This is a genomic window from Streptomyces sp. NPDC045021 (assembly GCF_056432645.1).
This window is the reverse complement of record NZ_JBWKIQ010000021.1, coordinates 82,046-97,757: the sequence shown is the minus strand read 5'-3', so window position 1 is coordinate 97,757 and position 15,712 is coordinate 82,046. Positions and strand designations below refer to the sequence as shown.

Sequence of the window (15,712 nt, the reverse complement as noted above, 5' to 3'; positions counted from 1 at the left end):
ACCGGTCTCCTATACCCATGCCAGCAGTGACCCATGCGCCCGTTCGGACTCGCCGTCGCGAGTCCCACCGCGCTGTGCCGGTCCGCTGTCGCCGTTCCTGTTGTTGCCGCTGAGTCCTGATTCCTGGACCGCCGGGCGCTCTCTTCGTCGCTCGGTGTCGCGTCCGCCGCCCTCCGCAGCTTCCGGCAAGGAACCCCCGCACATGTACAGCGATGTCTCGATCGCCGGCGACCCGCTCGCCCTCCCCCACCTCCTTCCCCCGGTGCCCCAGCACCCCAGCACCGTCGCCGAATTCGCCGGCCTGGCCCGCTCCATCGCGGCCGACCGCGACCGGTGGGCGCCGCTGGTCCGTTACGACGCCACCACACGCTGGTACGCCCGGCTGCAGACCGGCCCCGGCTACGAGGTGTGGCTGCTCAGCTGGGTGCCCGGCCAGAGCAGCGGGCTGCACGACCACGGCGGCTCCTCCGGCGTGCTCACCGTCCTGCAGGGCGAACTGACCGAGCGCGCGCTGTCCGCCGGCTCGGGCGAGGTCCGACGGGCGCTCGTACCGGGCGGCCAGCGCGCCTTCGCGCCCGGCTACCTCCACGAGGTCGTCAACGACTCCCTGGAACCGGCCGTCAGCCTGCACGTCTACTTCCCCGGCCTCACCGCGATGACCCCCTATGCCGCCTGCACCGCGCCCTCCGTGCACGAGCCGGCGCAGGAGTCCGTGCGGGGCTGACAGAGCGGGCTGACAGACTGTCCCCCATGCGAATCGTGGTATTGGCCGGAGGCATCGGGGGGGCCCGTTTCCTGCGCGGCCTCAAAGCAGCGGCACCGGAAGCGGACATCACCGTCATCGGCAACACCGGGGACGACATCCACCTGTTCGGACTCAAGGTCTGTCCGGACCTGGACACCGTCATGTACACCCTCGGCGGCGGCATCCACGAGGAACAGGGCTGGGGCCGGTCCGAGGAGACGTTCGCGGTCAAGGCCGAACTCGCGGCGTACGGCGTGGGACCGGAGTGGTTCGGGCTCGGCGACCGCGACTTCGCGACGCACATCGTGCGGACGCAGATGATCGGCGCGGGCTACCCGCTCAGCGCCGTCACCGAAGCGCTGTGTGAGCGGTGGCAGCCGGGCGTCCGACTCATTCCCATGTCGGACGACCGGGTCGAGACGCATGTCCTCATCGATGTGGACGGCGAGCGCAAGGCCGTGCACTTCCAGGAGTACTGGGTGCGGCTGCACGCCTCCGTCGAGGCGCATGCCGTGGTGCCGGTCGGCGCGGAGCAGGCGAAGCCGGCCCCCGGTGTCCTGGAGGCCATCGCGGAGGCGGACGTCATCGTCTTCCCGCCGTCCAACCCGGTCGTCAGCGTCGGCACCATCCTGGCCGTGCCGGGCATCCGTGAAGCGATCGCCGAAGCGGGCGTCCCCGTCGTCGGGCTGTCGCCGATCGTCGGCAACGCGCCGGTGCGCGGTATGGCGGACAAGGTCCTGGAGGCTGTCGGGGTCGAGACGACCGCCGCGGCGGTCGCCGCCCACTACGGATCCGGGCTGCTCGACGGCTGGCTCGTCGACACCGTGGACGCCGCGGCGGTCGAGGGCATCGAGTCGGCGGGCATCCGCTGCCGGGCCGTGCCGCTGATGATGACCGACCTCGAAGCCACCACCGCCATGGCGCGCGAGGCACTGGCACTGGCGGAGGAGGTCCGCGCGTGACGGCTCCGTCCTTCCCGGCGGACGTGACCATCCCGTCCTTCCAGGTGCTGGCCGTCTCCGGGATTCCCGAGGTACAGCCCGGTGACGACCTCGCCAAGCTGATCGCCGCCGCGGATCCCGCGCTCGCCGACGGCGATGTGCTGCTGGTGACGTCGAAGATCGTCAGCAAGGCCGAGGGCCGGATCGTCCGCGCGGACGACCGCGAGGCCGCGATCGACGCCGAGATGGTACGGCTGGTCGCGCGGCGCGGACCCACCCGGATCGTCGAGACCCGGCACGGCTTCGTCATGGCCGCGGCCGGCGTCGACGCCTCCAACACCGCGCCCGGGACCATACTGCTGCTGCCCGAGGACCCGGACGCGTCCGCCCGCGCGATACGGGAGGGGCTGCGCGCGGCGCTCGGCGTCGAGGTCGCCGTCGTGGTCACGGACACCTTCGGGCGGCCGTGGCGCGAGGGGCTCACCGATGTCGCCATCGGCGCCGCCGGGCTGCGCGTCCTCGAGGACCTGCGCGGTCGCACCGACTCGCACGGCAATGCTCTGAGCATGACCGTGACCGCCACCGGGGACGAACTCGCCGCCGCCGGGGACCTCGTCAAGGGCAAGGCGGCCGGACTGCCGGTCGCCGTCGTCCGCGGGCTCGGCCACCTGGTGACGGCGGACGACGGGCCCGGCGCCCGCGCCCTCGTACGGGACGCGAGCGCGGACATGTTCCGGCTCGGTACGTCGGAAGCCATCCGCGAGGCCGTCGCGGCCCGCCGCACGGTCCGGGACTTCACCGCGGAGCCGGTGGACGGCGCCGCGGTCCGGCGGGCCGTCGCCCTGGCCGTCACCGCACCCGCCCCGCACCACACGACGCCCTGGCGGTTCGTCCTCCTGGAGTCGCAGGAGTCCAGGACGCGGCTGCTCGACGCCATGCGGGACGCCTGGGAGGCGGACCTGCGCGCCGACGGCTTCCCCGAGGAGAACATCACCCGCCGGCTGCGGCGCGGGGACGTGCTGCGCCGGGCCCCCTATCTGATCGTGCCGTGCCTGGTCGCCGACGGTGCGCACGCGTACCCGGACGCGCGGCGGGCGGGCGCGGAACGCGAGATGTTCGTCGTCGCCGTCGGCGCCGCCGTGCAGAACCTGCTGGTCGCCCTCGCGGGCGAGCAGCTCGGCTCCGCGTGGGTCTCCTCGACGATGTTCTGCCGCGATGTCGTGCGGGACGTCCTCGGGCTGCCGGACGACTGGGACCCGATGGGCGCGGTTGCCGTCGGCCACGCGTCGGCTGCGCCGAAGGCTCGGCCGGAACGGACCGCGGAGGAGTTCATCTCGGTCCGCTGACCCGCAGACCGGACCCGGCCCCCGCACCCACCAACGGCGCGGGCCGCTCAGATCCGACTGATGTCACGTGGTGCAAAGCGCGGCGCACGCCGAGGTGGTACCCGGCCGCTGAGCAGGATCAGCCGCGCCGCCCTGTGGCGCTGGCCCTCGTAGGGGGCCAGCAGCGCGCACATCGCGGCGTCGTCGGTGCGGTGTGCCCCGGTCAGGGCGAATCCGACGATGTTCGGCAGGTGCAGGTCGCCGACGGTCAGGGCGTCCGGGTCACCGTTGCTGCGCTGCAGCGTTTCGGCGGCCGTCCAGGGGCCGATGCCCGGGATCAGCGTCAGCCGGGCGGTGGCCGCCGCCAGGTCCATCGCGGCGGCCTCCTCCATCCGCGCGGCCACCCGCACCGCACGCAGGATCGTCGCCGACCGCTTGTTGTCGACACCCGCGCGGTGCCACTCCCAGGACGGGATGAGGGGCCACTGGCGCGGGGCGGGCATGACGTACATCCCGCCGTCGGGGGTGCCGCCGGCCGGGCCGGGGGCCGGTTCGCCGTGTCGGCGCAGCAGCAGCCGCCACGCGCGGTACGCCTCGTCGGACGTGACCTTCTGTTCCAGGATCGCGGGGATCAGCGATTCGAGAACGAGGCCGGTCCTGGTCAGCCGCAGCCCCGGGTTCCGCCGGTGCGCCTCGTGCACGACGCGGTGGCGCGGGGTGAACGGCGTCGGGTCGTCGCCCGCGCCGAGCAGCGCGGGAAGCGCCTCCAGGAGCCAGTCTCCGCCGTCGCCCCAGGCCTGCGCCCGTACGACGCCGTCGGCCGCGGTGATCCGCAGCGTGCCGGGACCCTGCGGGGTGCGGGCCGCCCGCCAGATCGCGCCGTCAGGCGCCACCCGGAACGCCGGATCACCCGGGCCGCGGCCCAGCGGGCCCAGCGTCAGGCGGAGGTCGGGCCGGCCCTCGGGGGTCCAGCTACGGGTACTGGTAAGCACCCGACCGAGGTTAGTCGCCCGGGCCCTCGGCCCCGCTACTGGCCGGACTATTGATCGGACGCTACTGGTCGGAGGAGAAGCGGACGGAGGCGGCGGGGATGTGGGCGGAGCACCAGACGCGGACACCGTGCAGGAGCTCGTTGTCCGCGCCGACGGTGGCGCCGTCCCCGATGACCGCGCCGTCCAGCACCGTGCGGGCACCGATGGTGGCGCCGGTGCCGATGAGGGAGTCGCGGACGACGGCGCCGTCCTCGACGACCGCGCCCTCCAGGACGAGGCTGCCGTCGATGCGGGCGCCGGCGCCGATGGTGGTGCCGGCGCCGATGGTGGTGCCCCCGGTGAGCTTGGCGCCCTCTCCGATGACGGCGCCCTCCAGGACGAGCCGATCGCCCCGGCGGCCCGGGACCGCCGGGGACGGCGCCCGGCCGAGGACGAGGTCGGCGGAGCCGCGGACGAAGGCCTGCGGAGTGCCGAGGTCGAGCCAGTACGTGGAGTCGACCATGCCCTGCAGATGCGCGCCGGCGGCCAGCAGGCCGGGGAACGTCTCGCGTTCCACGGAGACCGGTCGGCCGGCCGGGATGCTGTCGATCACCGAGCGGTTGAATACGTACGCGCCCGCGTTGATCTGGTCGGTGACGATCTCCTCGGGGGTCTGCGGCTTTTCGAGGAAGGCCGTGACGCGCCCGGAGGGGTCGGTGGGGACGAGGCCGAACGCGCGCGGGTCCGCGACCTTCGTCAGGTGCAGCGAGACATCGGCGCCGGTCGTGCGGTGGTTCTCGACGAGGGCGCGGATGTCGAGGCCGGTGAGGATGTCGCCGTTGAAGATGAGGACGGGGTCGCCGGGGGCGGACCGGAGTCGGGAGGCGACGTTGCGGATGGCACCGCCGGTGCCGAGCGGCTCGTCCTCGGTGACGTACTCCAGGTGCAGGCCGAGCGCGGAACCGTCGCCGAAGTGCGGTTCGAAGACCTCGGCGAGGTAGGACGTGGCGAGCACGATGTGCTCGACGCCGGCCGCGCGGGCGCGGGCGAGCTGGTGGGTCAGGAACGGCACACCGGCCGCCGGGACCATGGGCTTGGGTGTGTGCACCGTCAGCGGGCGCAGTCTCGTGCCCTTACCGCCGACCAAGAGGATCGCTTCAGTCACCTGGGTTCTTCTCTGCTTCCTGGTGGGCGGGCCGGTGGGCGGCAATCTTAGGCAGATGAAGGGATGAGCTGACCACTCGCACCGCCGCGCGGCCCCCGAACGCACTCGTTCCGCGGCCCCGGGACGCAGTGGTCGCCGGGGCCGCGGAAGTGGGGTGGACGGTGGTTCAGCGACCTTGCAGATCGGCTGCCGTCTTGCGGGCGGTGCCGAGTTGACCGTAGAGCTTCGTCCCCGGGCACTCGGTGGCGAAACCGTCGCGGTGGCCGGAGATGACGTTGAGCTTGACGCTGGTGCCCTTCTTGTAGAGGTTCGCGCCGGCGGACACCAGATGGGTGGTGCCGGTCGGATTGCCTCCGTACAGACCGAGCTTCCAGGCGGCGATCTGCGACACCGCCTTCAGCGCGACGGCCGGGGCCGAGGAGGAGGTGAACGTGCCGAGCACCGCGACGCCCATGCTGTCGGTGTTGAAGCCCATGGTGTGGGCGCCCATGACCGGTTTGTCGACGCCGCCCGCGCGGCCCTCGTAGATGGTTCCGCACTTGTCGATGAGGAAGTTGTAGCCGATGTCCCGCCAGCCGCTGCTCTCCACGTGGTAGCGGTAGATGCTGCGGATGAGCGCGGGCGCCTCTCCGCAGGTGTAGTTGTTCCCGGTGGCGGTGTGGTGGACGAAGGCGACCTTCACCTTGCCGGTGTAGACGAAGCCCGCTTCGCGCAGGTTCTCGTCCGCGCCCCAGCCCGCCCTGGTGACGATCCGGGGGCGCGCGCCGACGAACGCCGCGCCGCCCGCCGCTGCCGTGGTCTCCTCCTTGGTGAGCGCGGGGAGCTCGGTGACCGGAGCTACGCCCGGGACGGTGCCCGATTCCACGCCCCGGTCGTCCAGAACCGGAGTGCCGGTCGGACTGGTCGGTCCAGTTGGAGCGGTCGGAGCGGTCGGTCCAGTTGGAGCGGTCGGACTGGTCGGTCCGGTTGGGGCGGTCGGGCTGGTCGGGGCCGTCGGATTGGCCGGGGCCGTCGGGTTGGTCGGGCCGTCGTCGCCCGGGTCGATCATCTCCAGGCGCAGTCCGCCCGGCATCGGCACGACCGGGTCGCCCGCACGGGGGCCCGTTTCGCCGCCGAGGCCCGGCCGTACGCGGACCTGGACGCCGTCCGAGGCACCGACCCACAGCGGGGCGGTGGCGCCGCGGCCGGTCCGGTCGCCCGGATCGGGCGTGTCGTCGTTGTGTGCCTGTACGTCCTGCCAGCCCGACCAGACGCCGGTGCCGGTGGCCCGGGTGCGGACCTGGACGACCGCGTCCAGATCGGCCGCCCGGTTGTCCCAGGTGACGCCGAGCAGCGAGAAGGGGGCGACCTGACGGGCGGACAGACCCTGCTCGGCGGGGGCGCCGGGCGCGCGGTCGGTTCCGTGGTCGGTGACGGGGGCGGCGAGCGACACCAGTGGAAGGGTGCGGGTGCTGCCGGGAAGTCGGGGGGCTGTCGGTTGGGCCGGCCGTGCGGAACTGCCGCTGTGTGCGGCGGCGCCCGTGGGTACGGCGAACGGAAGCGCCAGCGCGGCCGTGCACGCGACGCCGATGGTGGTGGCTAGGAATGCACGCATACGACAGATCGTTACATAAGCCTCATATCTGTCCAGTCGAGATCTGACGGACAGTCCGCCGGAACGGCCGTCCTCCCTCGGCCGTACGGGCGAGGCCCACCGACCCGGCGACCGGTAGCCTGAGCCGCGTGACCGCTACCGCCAACACCCCCGCCGGCCTGCTGGATTACGCCCTCCGGACGGAGCCGGCCCGCCCGCTGGTGACCTTCTACGACGACGCCACCGGCGAACGTGTCGAACTCTCGGTGGCCACGTTCGGCAATTGGGTGGCGAAGACCGCCAATCTGATCCAGGACGACCTCGGCGCGCAGCCCGGTGACCGGCTCGCGCTGCTGCTGCCCGCGCACTGGCAGACCGCGGTCTGGCTGCTCGCCTGTTTCTCCACCGGCGTGGTCGTCGTCCCCGGCGGCGATCCGGCCGCCGCCGACCTGGTGGTCAGCGGCCCGGAAACGCTCGACGCCGCCCTCGCCTGCGACGGCGAGCGGGTCGCGCTCGCGCTGCGCCCGCTCGGCGGCCGCTTCCCGCAGCCGCCGGCGGGCTTCGCCGATTACGCGGTCGAGGTCCCCAGCCAGGGCGACCGCTTCGCGCCGTACGCCCCCGTCGGACCGGACGCACCCGCGCTGCAGCTCCCGGACGGCTCGCTGCTGACCGCCGCCGAGGTGGTCGGGCGGGCCCGGGGGACCGCCGCCGAGCTGGGCCTGGGCCAGGGCTCCCGGCTGCTCTCCGGCCGGTCGTTCAACGACTGGGACGGGCTGGCCGCGGGCCTGCTGGCGCCGCTGGCCACGGACGGTTCCGTGGTCCTGTGCCGGCACCTGGACCGGCTTCCGGCCGACCAGCTGGCCAAGCGCCGGGAGAGCGAGCGCGTCACCCACACGGCCTAGCGCCGACCCCTCCCCCGGGCCCTCCGCCCCGACCTGGGGGATGCTTGGTTGATCACCGAGCAAGCGGAAGAGCGATGTCACGCAACCATGTACGGGAATCGGCTGTCTGAACGGGTGCCGGTCGGGCTTCGCAGCCCGATGAGTCCGGCACCGAGTGACTCACCGAGGGATGGGCGCAGACGTGACCACGCAAGGAGGCACGCCCGCCCCGCCGCCGGAACCGGAGGACGTCTCGCCCACCGGGAAAGGCGCCGAGGGCGCTGACACCCCGCCCGCCGCACCCGCGGCGCGCAAGGGGCGCCGCTGGCTGCGCGTTCTCGGCGGCTGCACCGCCCTCCTGCTCCTCGCGGGCACCGGAACCGCCTGGTACCTGTACCGGCAGCTCGACGGAAACATCAAGACCGACTTCAGGACCGCCAACGAGCTGGAGCGCATCCAGGCGGAACGGCCCGACCCCGGCCCCACCTCGGCCGAGAACATCCTGCTCATCGGGTCGGACAACCGCGGCAACGGCAACACCAAGTACGGCAAGGACAGCGGTACCCAGCGCTCCGACACCACGATCCTGCTGCACCTGTCCGCCGACCGCAGCAGCGCGACCCTGGTCAGCATCCCGCGCGACCTGATGGCCCATGTGCCCAGTTGCACGCAGGCGAACGGAACCATGACCCAGCAGAAGTACGTCCAGTTCAACTGGGCGTTCGAATTCGGCGGGGCAGCCTGCACCATCCGCACCGTCGAGCGGATGACCGGCATCCGTGTCGACCACCATCTGATAGTGGACTTCAACGGCTTCAAGAAGATGGTCGACGCCGTGGACGGAGTTGAGGTGTGCGTACCGAAAGCGATCAACGACCCGGAGGCGCATCTGAACCTGCCGGCCGGGAAGCAGACGCTCCGCGGCGAGCAGGCCCTGGGCTATGTGCGCGCCAGGTACACCATCGGCGACGGCAGCGACACCCAGCGGATGAACCGCCAGCAGGACTTCCTGGCCTCGCTGGTCAACAAGATCCGCAGCGACGGCGTGCTGCTCAACCCGACCAAGCTCTACCCGCTGCTCTCGGCGGCCACGTCGTCACTGACCGCGGACCCGGGCCTGGACTCGCTGAGCGAGCTGTACGACCTCGTCCGCAGCCTGGAGAACACCCCGACCAGTGCGGTGCGCTTCCTGACGGCGCCGCGCCGGCCGTACAGCAACAACAACGACCGGGACGAACTCATCCAGCCCGAGGCCGATCAGCTCTTCACCGCACTCCGGGCGGACAAGCCGGTCGGGGTGTCGGGGACGGTCGACACACCGAAGGCCGCGGCACCGAGGACCGCCGCGCCGACGACCGCGGCACCGACGCCCACCGGCGCTCCGGCGGACGACAAGTCGCGGGGTACGACAACGACTCCGGTGCCGTCCGGGGGGGAACCGACGTTTCCGGGCACGACGGCCGACCAAGACATCTGTGGTAAAGCGCAATAAAAGGTATGGCCAACAGGCCGGTTGGATTGGATGGTTTGTCCAGTTGTAGGGGAGTGGAATTTGTCACGCACGTGACTAGACGCTGAAGTGTGGGGCTAGTGTGAGCGATCCGGCCGGACCGGAGGATGGTCAAACCGGCCAGCATTCACACGGAAGACCAGAAGATCGAGCGCCCAGGGGGCAGGCGCCGCGTGGCACCGACGGAGGACCCGAGCAACCGTGGACACGCAAGGCCGTAGGAACATCGACCCGGCAGACCAGTGGGTCCTTGATCCGGAGACTGGCAGCTACGTGCTGCGGATCGATCCCGTGGAACCTCCGTCACAGAGCGTGCCCGAGCAGGGCGGCAGGCGTGAGCGCCGCGAGCAGCAGGGCACCCGCGGCGCGCCCTCGGGCCCCCAGAACCGGGCGAGCCGTCGCAAGGCCAAGCCCCGTAAGTCCCGGAAGAAGAAGGTCCTCGTCTGGACCGCGGCCACGGTCGGCTTCGTGCTGGTGGCCGGCTCCATCGGTGGCTATCTGGTCTACCAGCACTTCAACAACAACATCACGACCGTCGACGTCGGAGACGCGGGCAGCAAGAACGTCACCAGCGACGGCCCGGTGAACATCCTCGTGATCGGCACCGACAGCCGTGAGGGGCTCGGCAAGGAGTACGGCGACGCGGGCAGCGTCGGCCATGCCGACACCACGATCCTGTTCCATGTCTCCAAGGACCGCACCAACGCGACCGCGTTGAGCATTCCGCGCGACCTGATCACCGACATTCCGGACTGCCCGACAAAGCAGAAGGACGGCTCGATGAAGACCGTCGCCGCCGAGCAGAAGGTGCGGTTCAACACCAGCCTCGGCCAGGAGGGCCGCGACCCCGGGTGCACCATGCGCGCCGTCGAGAAACTGACCGGCGTGAAACCGGACCACTTCATGATGGCCAACTTCACCGCCGTCAAGGACCTGTCGACCGCGGTCGGCGGCGTGGACATCTGCCTGGCCAAGCCGATCAACGACCCCAAGTCGCACCTCGACCTCGGCAAGGGCCACCACAAGGTGTCGGGCGACGACGCGCTCGCGTTCGTACGGACCCGGCACGCGGTCGGCTTCGGCGGCGACCTGGACCGCATCAAGCTCCAGCAGCAGTTCCTGGGCTCGATGATCCGCCAGATGAAGTCGGGTGACACCCTCACCAGCCCCACCAAGCTGTGGAAGCTGGCGAACGCGGCCACCAAGGCGCTCACCGTCGACAAGGCCATCGGCACCATCTCGAAACTGTCGGACCTGGCGAAGGACCTCAGCGCCGTCGACACCAAGAACATCACCTTCGCCACCGTCCCGGTCATCGACAACCCGGCGGACGGCAAGGTCCACAAGACCGTCATCCTCGACCCGACCAAGGCCCCGCAGGTCTTCTCCATGGTGAAGGGCGACATCTCGCTCACCGAGGTGACGAAGAAGCCCGGCGCCGCGGGCTCACCCGCGGGCCCGAACAAGCTGTCCGGCACCAAGGCGCCCGCGTCACAGGTTCGTGTCAAGGTGTTCAACGGCAGTGGCGTGACGGGTGCCGCGCAGGACACCATCAACTGGCTGCAGAACACCAAGGCCGTCAACCGCTCCACCAACGGCGGCAACGCCCCGGCCGGAACGGTGGCGACGACCACGCTGGTCTACGCGCCGAACCAGGCCGACCAGGCGCGCGCACTGGCCGCGATGATGGGGCTGCCGGCGACCGCACTGCAGCCGGGGACCGTCGACGCGGCCGCCAAGGCCAACATGACGCTCACCCTTGGCAAGGACTTCAAGGGAGCGGGCACGCCGATAGCCGCGCCGACCGCGGCGCCGGAGGGAATTCAGAAGGTCGTGGCGGACGACAAGAGCGTCTGCGCGAAATGACGTATCCAGGGGGGGCCATGAGGGACAGCGGTGTACGGGGCGGTGGGGCGCGAGACGCCTCGGGGCCGGGAGATCCCGGTTGGGACGAGAGCTTGTACCAGGGCCGGGACCAGGGCCAGGGGTGGGACGGGTCCGGTGACGGCTCCGCCTCCCGTACGGGCTCCCATCGGAGCCCCGGCGCGGGCACCGTCACGGGCGCGGTAACGGACCCCACCCTGGTCGGCGCCGGCACACCCACGGTGCCCGCGCAGCGCAACGGCGGGGGCGGCGGTACCGGCGGGGGCGGCCACCGCCGCGCCGGTGGCCGGCGCCAGCCGCGCAGCCGGAAGGCCAAGATATTCCGCTGGGTGGCGGGCACGCTCTCGCTGCTCATCCTCGCCGGCGCCGGCGCCGGATACGCGTACTACGAATACCTCGCAAGCAAGATCCGCACCGGTGACCTGAACAGCGGCAAGAGCGATGTGGCGCCGTCCAAGGCGAACGCCAACGGCGACACCCCGCTCAACGTCCTGGTACTCGGCTCCGACGCCCGCAACTCCGAGGCGAACAAGGAGTTGGGCGGCGCCCGCGACACGGCGGGCGAGCCGCCCCGCGCCGACGTCATCATGCTGCTCCACATATCCGCCGACCGCAGCAACATGTCCGTGGTCAGCATCCCCCGTGACACCCGGATGCCCATCCCCGAGTGCACGGACTCCGCCACCCACAAGACGTTCAAGGCGACCGAGAACGACATCATCAACGAGTCGCTGGGCCGCGGTGGCGCGGGCTGCACGCGCGCGGCGATCCAGAACCTGACCGGCGTCTACATCGACCACTGGATGACCGTCGACTTCGCCGGCGTGGTGAAGATGGCCGACGCCGTCGGCGATGTCGAGGTCTGCGTCAACCAGAACATCTGGGACCACCCGACCAAGCTTCAGCCCGGCGGCTCCGGACTGAAGCTCAAGGCCGGCACCTGGCCGGTCAAGGGTGAGCAGGCGCTCCAGTGGCTGCGCACCCGGCACGCCTTCGGTGACGACGCGGGCCGCGCCAAGGCGCAGCACATGTACCTCAACTCGATGATGCGCAATCTGCAGAGCCAGAGCCTGTTCACCAACCCGGCCCGCCTCAACAACCTGGCGACGAAGGCGATGGAGGCGTTCCGGGTCTCGAAGGAGATCGGAACGCCGAAGAAGCTCTACGACCTCGGCATGGAGCTCAAGAGCGTGCCGGCCAACCGCATGACGATGCTGACGATGCCGCACATCGCCGATCCGCTGAACCCCGATGCCCACTACATCCCGGCCAAGGCGGACGCGGCGAAGATCTGGACGCTGCTGCGCAACGACGTCGCCATGGATGCCAACGGCACCGCCGCGAACACGCCGAAGCCCACGCCGACCAAGAGCGGTCCGGCCGCGGCGGCACCGGCCACCATCGCGGTCAGCGTCGTGAACGGAACCGCCGGCGACAAGAACGGCACGGCGGTCGAGAACCGCGCGTCCAACGTCTCCAAGGCGCTGGTCACGGGCGGTTTCACGAAGGCGAAGGCCAGCCAGTCCCCTAAGCCCAGCAAGGGCACGGTCGTCAACTACCCGGCGAGCGCCGGTGAGCAGGGCAGGGCCGACGCGCTGGCGGTCGCCACCGCCCTGAAGATCCCGGCCGCCGCGGTGAAGGCGACGGCCGATGCCACGGCCGTCACCGTGATCATCGGTGCGGACTGGACCTCGGGCACCGACTACGGCAAGACGGCTCCGGGCGCCGGCTCCGTCCCGACCAACGCGGACGCGCTGAACGGCACCGACAAGGGCTGCATGAACGTCTACAAGCCCTACCAGTGGAAGTAGAGGACGTGGAGCACCGGCGAAGCAGAGGCCCGGCGGCGCGGAACGGCGTTCCCGCGCAGAACAGCCCCTCAGAACTGGGCTGGGACGACAGCCTGTACGGGTCGGAAGCCGGCACGCCCGGCGCGGACCCGTACGCGGACTCGTACGCGGACTCCGCGTCCGGGCGGGCCGGAGAGCCGGGTGCCCGCTCTGCAGAAACGTCTCGGCAGGCAGCGAGCAGCGGCCACCGCCGGGGTGGCTCCCGGTCCCGCAAGGCTCCGCGCAGCCGCCGGCGCCGGGTGCTGAGCTGGATCGGGATCGGCACCGCGGTGGCGGTCCTCGGTACGGCAGGCGCGGGCTGGGCGTACTACGAGCACCTCAACGCGAACATCAAGAAGGACGAGCTCAACCTCAGCGACGCGAAGCTCTCCAAGCCGCAGGCGAACGCCGAGGGCCAGACTCCGCTGAACATCCTTCTGATGGGCTCCGACAGCCGGAACTCCGACGAGAACGTGAAGCTCGGCGGCGCCGCGGACACCCGGGGCGAGAAGCCGCGGGCCGACGTCCAGATGCTGCTGCACCTGTCGGCCGACCGCACCAACATGACGGTCATCAGCATCCCGCGCGACACCCGCGTGACCATTCCCAAGTGCACCGACCCGCACGACGGCACGGTCTACAAGAAGTCCGAGGACATCATCAACGCCAGCCTCACGCACGGCGGTCCGGGCTGCACGGTCGCCACGTGGGAGGAGATGACCGGCATCTCCATCGACCACTTCATGATGGTCGACTTCGCCGGTGTGGTGAAGATGGCCGACGCCATCGGCGGGGTCCCGGTCTGCGTGGACAAGAACATCTACGACAAGCAGTCCGGGCTGAAGCTCAAGGCGGGCACGACGATCATCAAGGACGAGCAGGCCCTGCAGTGGCTGCGCACCCGGCACGGCTTCGAGGACGGCACCGACCTCGGCCGCACCCACGCGCAGCACCTATACATGAACTCGATGATCCGCGAGCTCAAGAAGGGCGCGAAGCTCACCGACCCCGGGCAGCTCACCAGCCTCGCCGAGGCGGCGACCAAGTCGGTCACCGTCGACACCGGCCTCGGCACCGTCAAGAAGCTGTACGACCTGGGCAACGAGTTGAAGAAGGTGCCCGCCAACCGGATCACCATGACCACGATGCCGTGGAACTGGGACCCCAAGAACAACGCGCACGTCATCCCGAAGCCGGGTGACGCCGAGAAGCTCTTCGCGCTGGTGCGCGCGGACAACCCGGTCGACGGCAAGGCCAAGGCGCCGACGCCCGGAGCGACCGCCACCGCGAGCGCCACCCCCGCCGACCCGGCGGCGCCCAAGGGCGAGATCGACGTCATCGTGCGGAACGGCACCGCCACCGCGTCCCAGGCCGCGGTCAGTGGCCGCGCCAAGACCATCGCCGGCCGGCTCGGCACCCTCGGCTTCACCCAGGCCGCCGCCGACACCACCCCGCAGACGCAGACCGACACCACGGTCAGCTACCCGAGCGCCTCCCTGAAGGGCGACGCCCAGGCGGTGGCCAAGGCACTGGGTCTGCCGGACAGCGCGGTACGGAGCTCCAAGAGCGTGACCAAGGTGACGCTGGTCGTCGGCTCCGACTGGCGTACGGGCACCACGTACCCGAAGACCGCGGGCAGTTCGGGCACCGGAGCCACGGACAAGGCGCCCGACACCTCGTCCGCGCTCAACGGTGCCGACACCTCCGCGTGCATGAAGGTGAACACCTACCCGGGCGCCCACTACGTCTGGTAGCGCGCACCCTCAACCTGCCGGCCGGGACCTGTAGCGGTCCTGGCCGGCAGGGCGGGATCAGACCGAGGCCGTCGTCACGCTGGGACGTCGGCTGGCGATGACCTTGTTCGCCAGGGAGCGCGGGCTGGTGAGGAAGCCCCAGCCCCAGCACATGTGCATGGTCGCGAGCGCGACCGGGATCCGGATCCGGGCGGCGAACGACAGGCCCTTGCCCGCCGGGACCGAGCCGAGCCCGATGGCGGCGAGGTATCCGGCCGGGACCACGAAGCCCCAGGGGGTGACGGCCGCGCCCACCACGATGCCCGCCGCGATGCCGAGAACGGCCGCCGGGGGCGCGAGGTAGCGCACATTGACCGAGCCGCGGTGGTAGCGGGCGACGACATGACGCCAGCGGCCGTAGTTCTTGTACTGCTTCGCCAGCTCGCGCACGTTCGGCCGGGGCCGGTAGGAGACGCGCAGCTCGGGCGAGAACCAGATGAGGTGGCCGGCCTCTCGGATCCGGTAGTTCAGCTCCCAGTCCTGGGCGCGGATGAACTCCTCGTTGTAGCCGCCCTGCTGCTCCAGCACCTCGCGGCGGAAGACACCGAGATAGACGGTGTCGGCCGGGGCCGCGACACCGCCGGTGTGGAAGGCCGCGTTGCCGACGCCGACCTTGGACGTCATGGCGGCGGCCACCGCGTCCTCCCAGGCGTTCTCGCCCTCGGCGTGCATGATGCCGCCGACGTTCGCCGCGCCGGTCTCGGCCAGCAGCCGGACCGCGGTGGCGATGTAGTCCGGCGAGAGCATCCCGTGCCCGTCGACACGGACCACGACCGGGTGCCGGGACGCCTTGATCGCGGCGTTCAGCGCGGCGGGGGTGCGGCCGGTCGGGTTGGGCACGGTGTGGACCCGCGGGTCCTCCGCGACCAGCTCGGCGGCGATCTCGTCCGTACGGTCCCCGGAGGGGCCGAGCGCGATGACGACCTCCAGCTCACCTGGGTAGTCCTGCTCCAGGATGTGTCGGACGGAGTCGCGCAGGTGACGTTCCTCGTTGAGCACCGGCATGATCACGGAGACAGCGGGGGCGGTGGGGTCGTTGGCAGCGTTCATCGCGGGAAACGTTACCGCGAATGGGGGACCCCGGCGTGTGGGGGG

12 protein-coding genes are annotated in these 15,712 nt (G+C 71.1%); 8 read left to right on the top strand and 4 right to left on the bottom strand.

The window, feature by feature from the left end:
• Window positions 1–202 precede the first annotated feature (202 nt).
• From AC07DC_RS39040 to AC07DC_RS39030, 3 genes are read left to right on the top strand one after another with little or no spacing between them, the layout of a single operon-like run.
• Entirely contained in the window at window positions 203–724 is a 522-nt protein-coding gene (locus AC07DC_RS39040) for a cysteine dioxygenase (RefSeq protein WP_478919545.1), read from the top strand.
• A 26-nt stretch (window positions 725–750) separates the two neighbouring features.
• On the top strand, window positions 751–1,707 hold the full coding sequence (gene cofD / locus AC07DC_RS39035; RefSeq protein WP_478919544.1) for a 2-phospho-L-lactate transferase: 957 nt from the start codon (window positions 751–753) through the stop codon (window positions 1,705–1,707).
• Window positions 1,704–3,032 carry a coenzyme F420-0:L-glutamate ligase gene (locus AC07DC_RS39030; RefSeq protein ID WP_478919542.1) on the top strand — a complete coding sequence of 443 codons (1,329 nt, stop codon included), beginning with the start codon at window positions 1,704–1,706 and terminating at the stop codon, window positions 3,030–3,032. Before cofD ends, AC07DC_RS39030 begins: the two co-directional genes overlap by 4 nt.
• A gap of 47 nt (window positions 3,033–3,079) precedes the next feature.
• On the opposite strand, the gene AC07DC_RS39025 is transcribed toward AC07DC_RS39030, so the two are convergent.
• From AC07DC_RS39025 to AC07DC_RS39015, 3 genes are all read right to left on the bottom strand, one after another.
• Window positions 3,080–4,003: a DNA-3-methyladenine glycosylase family protein gene (locus AC07DC_RS39025; RefSeq protein WP_478919541.1), complete on the bottom strand. Its 924-nt coding sequence runs from the start codon at window positions 4,001–4,003 to the stop codon at window positions 3,080–3,082.
• Window positions 4,004–4,064: 61 nt separating this feature from the next.
• Window positions 4,065–5,147 carry a mannose-1-phosphate guanylyltransferase gene (manB, locus tag AC07DC_RS39020; protein ID WP_478919540.1) on the bottom strand — a complete coding sequence of 361 codons (1,083 nt, stop codon included), beginning with the start codon at window positions 5,145–5,147 and terminating at the stop codon, window positions 4,065–4,067.
• A gap of 166 nt (window positions 5,148–5,313) precedes the next feature.
• Window positions 5,314–6,741 carry a peptidoglycan recognition protein family protein gene (locus tag AC07DC_RS39015; RefSeq protein WP_478919539.1) on the bottom strand — a complete coding sequence of 476 codons (1,428 nt, stop codon included), beginning with the start codon at window positions 6,739–6,741 and terminating at the stop codon, window positions 5,314–5,316.
• 128 nt (window positions 6,742–6,869) lie between these two features.
• Here AC07DC_RS39015 and AC07DC_RS39010 point away from each other — a divergent pair, with 128 nt between their 5' ends.
• From AC07DC_RS39010 to AC07DC_RS38990, 5 genes are all read left to right on the top strand, one after another.
• On the top strand, window positions 6,870–7,622 hold the full coding sequence (locus AC07DC_RS39010) for a TIGR03089 family protein (RefSeq protein WP_478919538.1): 753 nt from the start codon (window positions 6,870–6,872) through the stop codon (window positions 7,620–7,622).
• 181 nt (window positions 7,623–7,803) lie between these two features.
• The gene (locus tag AC07DC_RS39005; protein ID WP_478919537.1) at window positions 7,804–9,093 is read left to right on the top strand and encodes an LCP family protein; all 1,290 of its coding nucleotides are present in this window, start codon (window positions 7,804–7,806) and stop codon (window positions 9,091–9,093) included.
• A 219-nt stretch (window positions 9,094–9,312) separates the two neighbouring features.
• Window positions 9,313–10,977, top strand: a complete 1,665-nt coding sequence (locus AC07DC_RS39000) for an LCP family protein (RefSeq protein ID WP_478919536.1) — start codon at window positions 9,313–9,315, stop codon at window positions 10,975–10,977.
• 17 nt (window positions 10,978–10,994) lie between these two features.
• On the top strand, window positions 10,995–12,806 hold the full coding sequence (locus AC07DC_RS38995) for an LCP family protein (RefSeq protein WP_478919534.1): 1,812 nt from the start codon (window positions 10,995–10,997) through the stop codon (window positions 12,804–12,806).
• 5 nt (window positions 12,807–12,811) lie between these two features.
• Entirely contained in the window at window positions 12,812–14,578 is a 1,767-nt protein-coding gene (locus tag AC07DC_RS38990; RefSeq protein ID WP_478919533.1) for an LCP family protein, read from the top strand.
• Window positions 14,579–14,635: 57 nt separating this feature from the next.
• On the opposite strand, the gene AC07DC_RS38985 is transcribed toward AC07DC_RS38990, so the two are convergent.
• Complete coding sequence (locus tag AC07DC_RS38985; protein ID WP_478919532.1) at window positions 14,636–15,667, bottom strand: glycosyltransferase family 2 protein; 1,032 nt, start codon at window positions 15,665–15,667, stop codon at window positions 14,636–14,638.
• Between the last annotated feature and the right edge of the window lie 45 nt (window positions 15,668–15,712).

What these genes read in the sequence shown, in the direction of transcription:
- cofD (WP_478919544.1), top strand. Translation starts at nt 751, where the DNA reads ATGCGAATCGTGGTATTGGCCGGAGGCATCGGGGGGGCCCGTTTCCTG.
- AC07DC_RS38985 (WP_478919532.1), bottom strand. Translation starts at nt 15,667, where the DNA reads ATGAACGCTGCCAACGACCCCACCGCCCCCGCTGTCTCCGTGATCATG.
- AC07DC_RS38995 (WP_478919534.1), top strand. Translation starts at nt 10,995, where the DNA reads ATGAGGGACAGCGGTGTACGGGGCGGTGGGGCGCGAGACGCCTCGGGG.
- AC07DC_RS39015 (WP_478919539.1), bottom strand. Translation starts at nt 6,741, where the DNA reads ATGCGTGCATTCCTAGCCACCACCATCGGCGTCGCGTGCACGGCCGCG.
- AC07DC_RS39040 (WP_478919545.1), top strand. Translation starts at nt 203, where the DNA reads ATGTACAGCGATGTCTCGATCGCCGGCGACCCGCTCGCCCTCCCCCAC.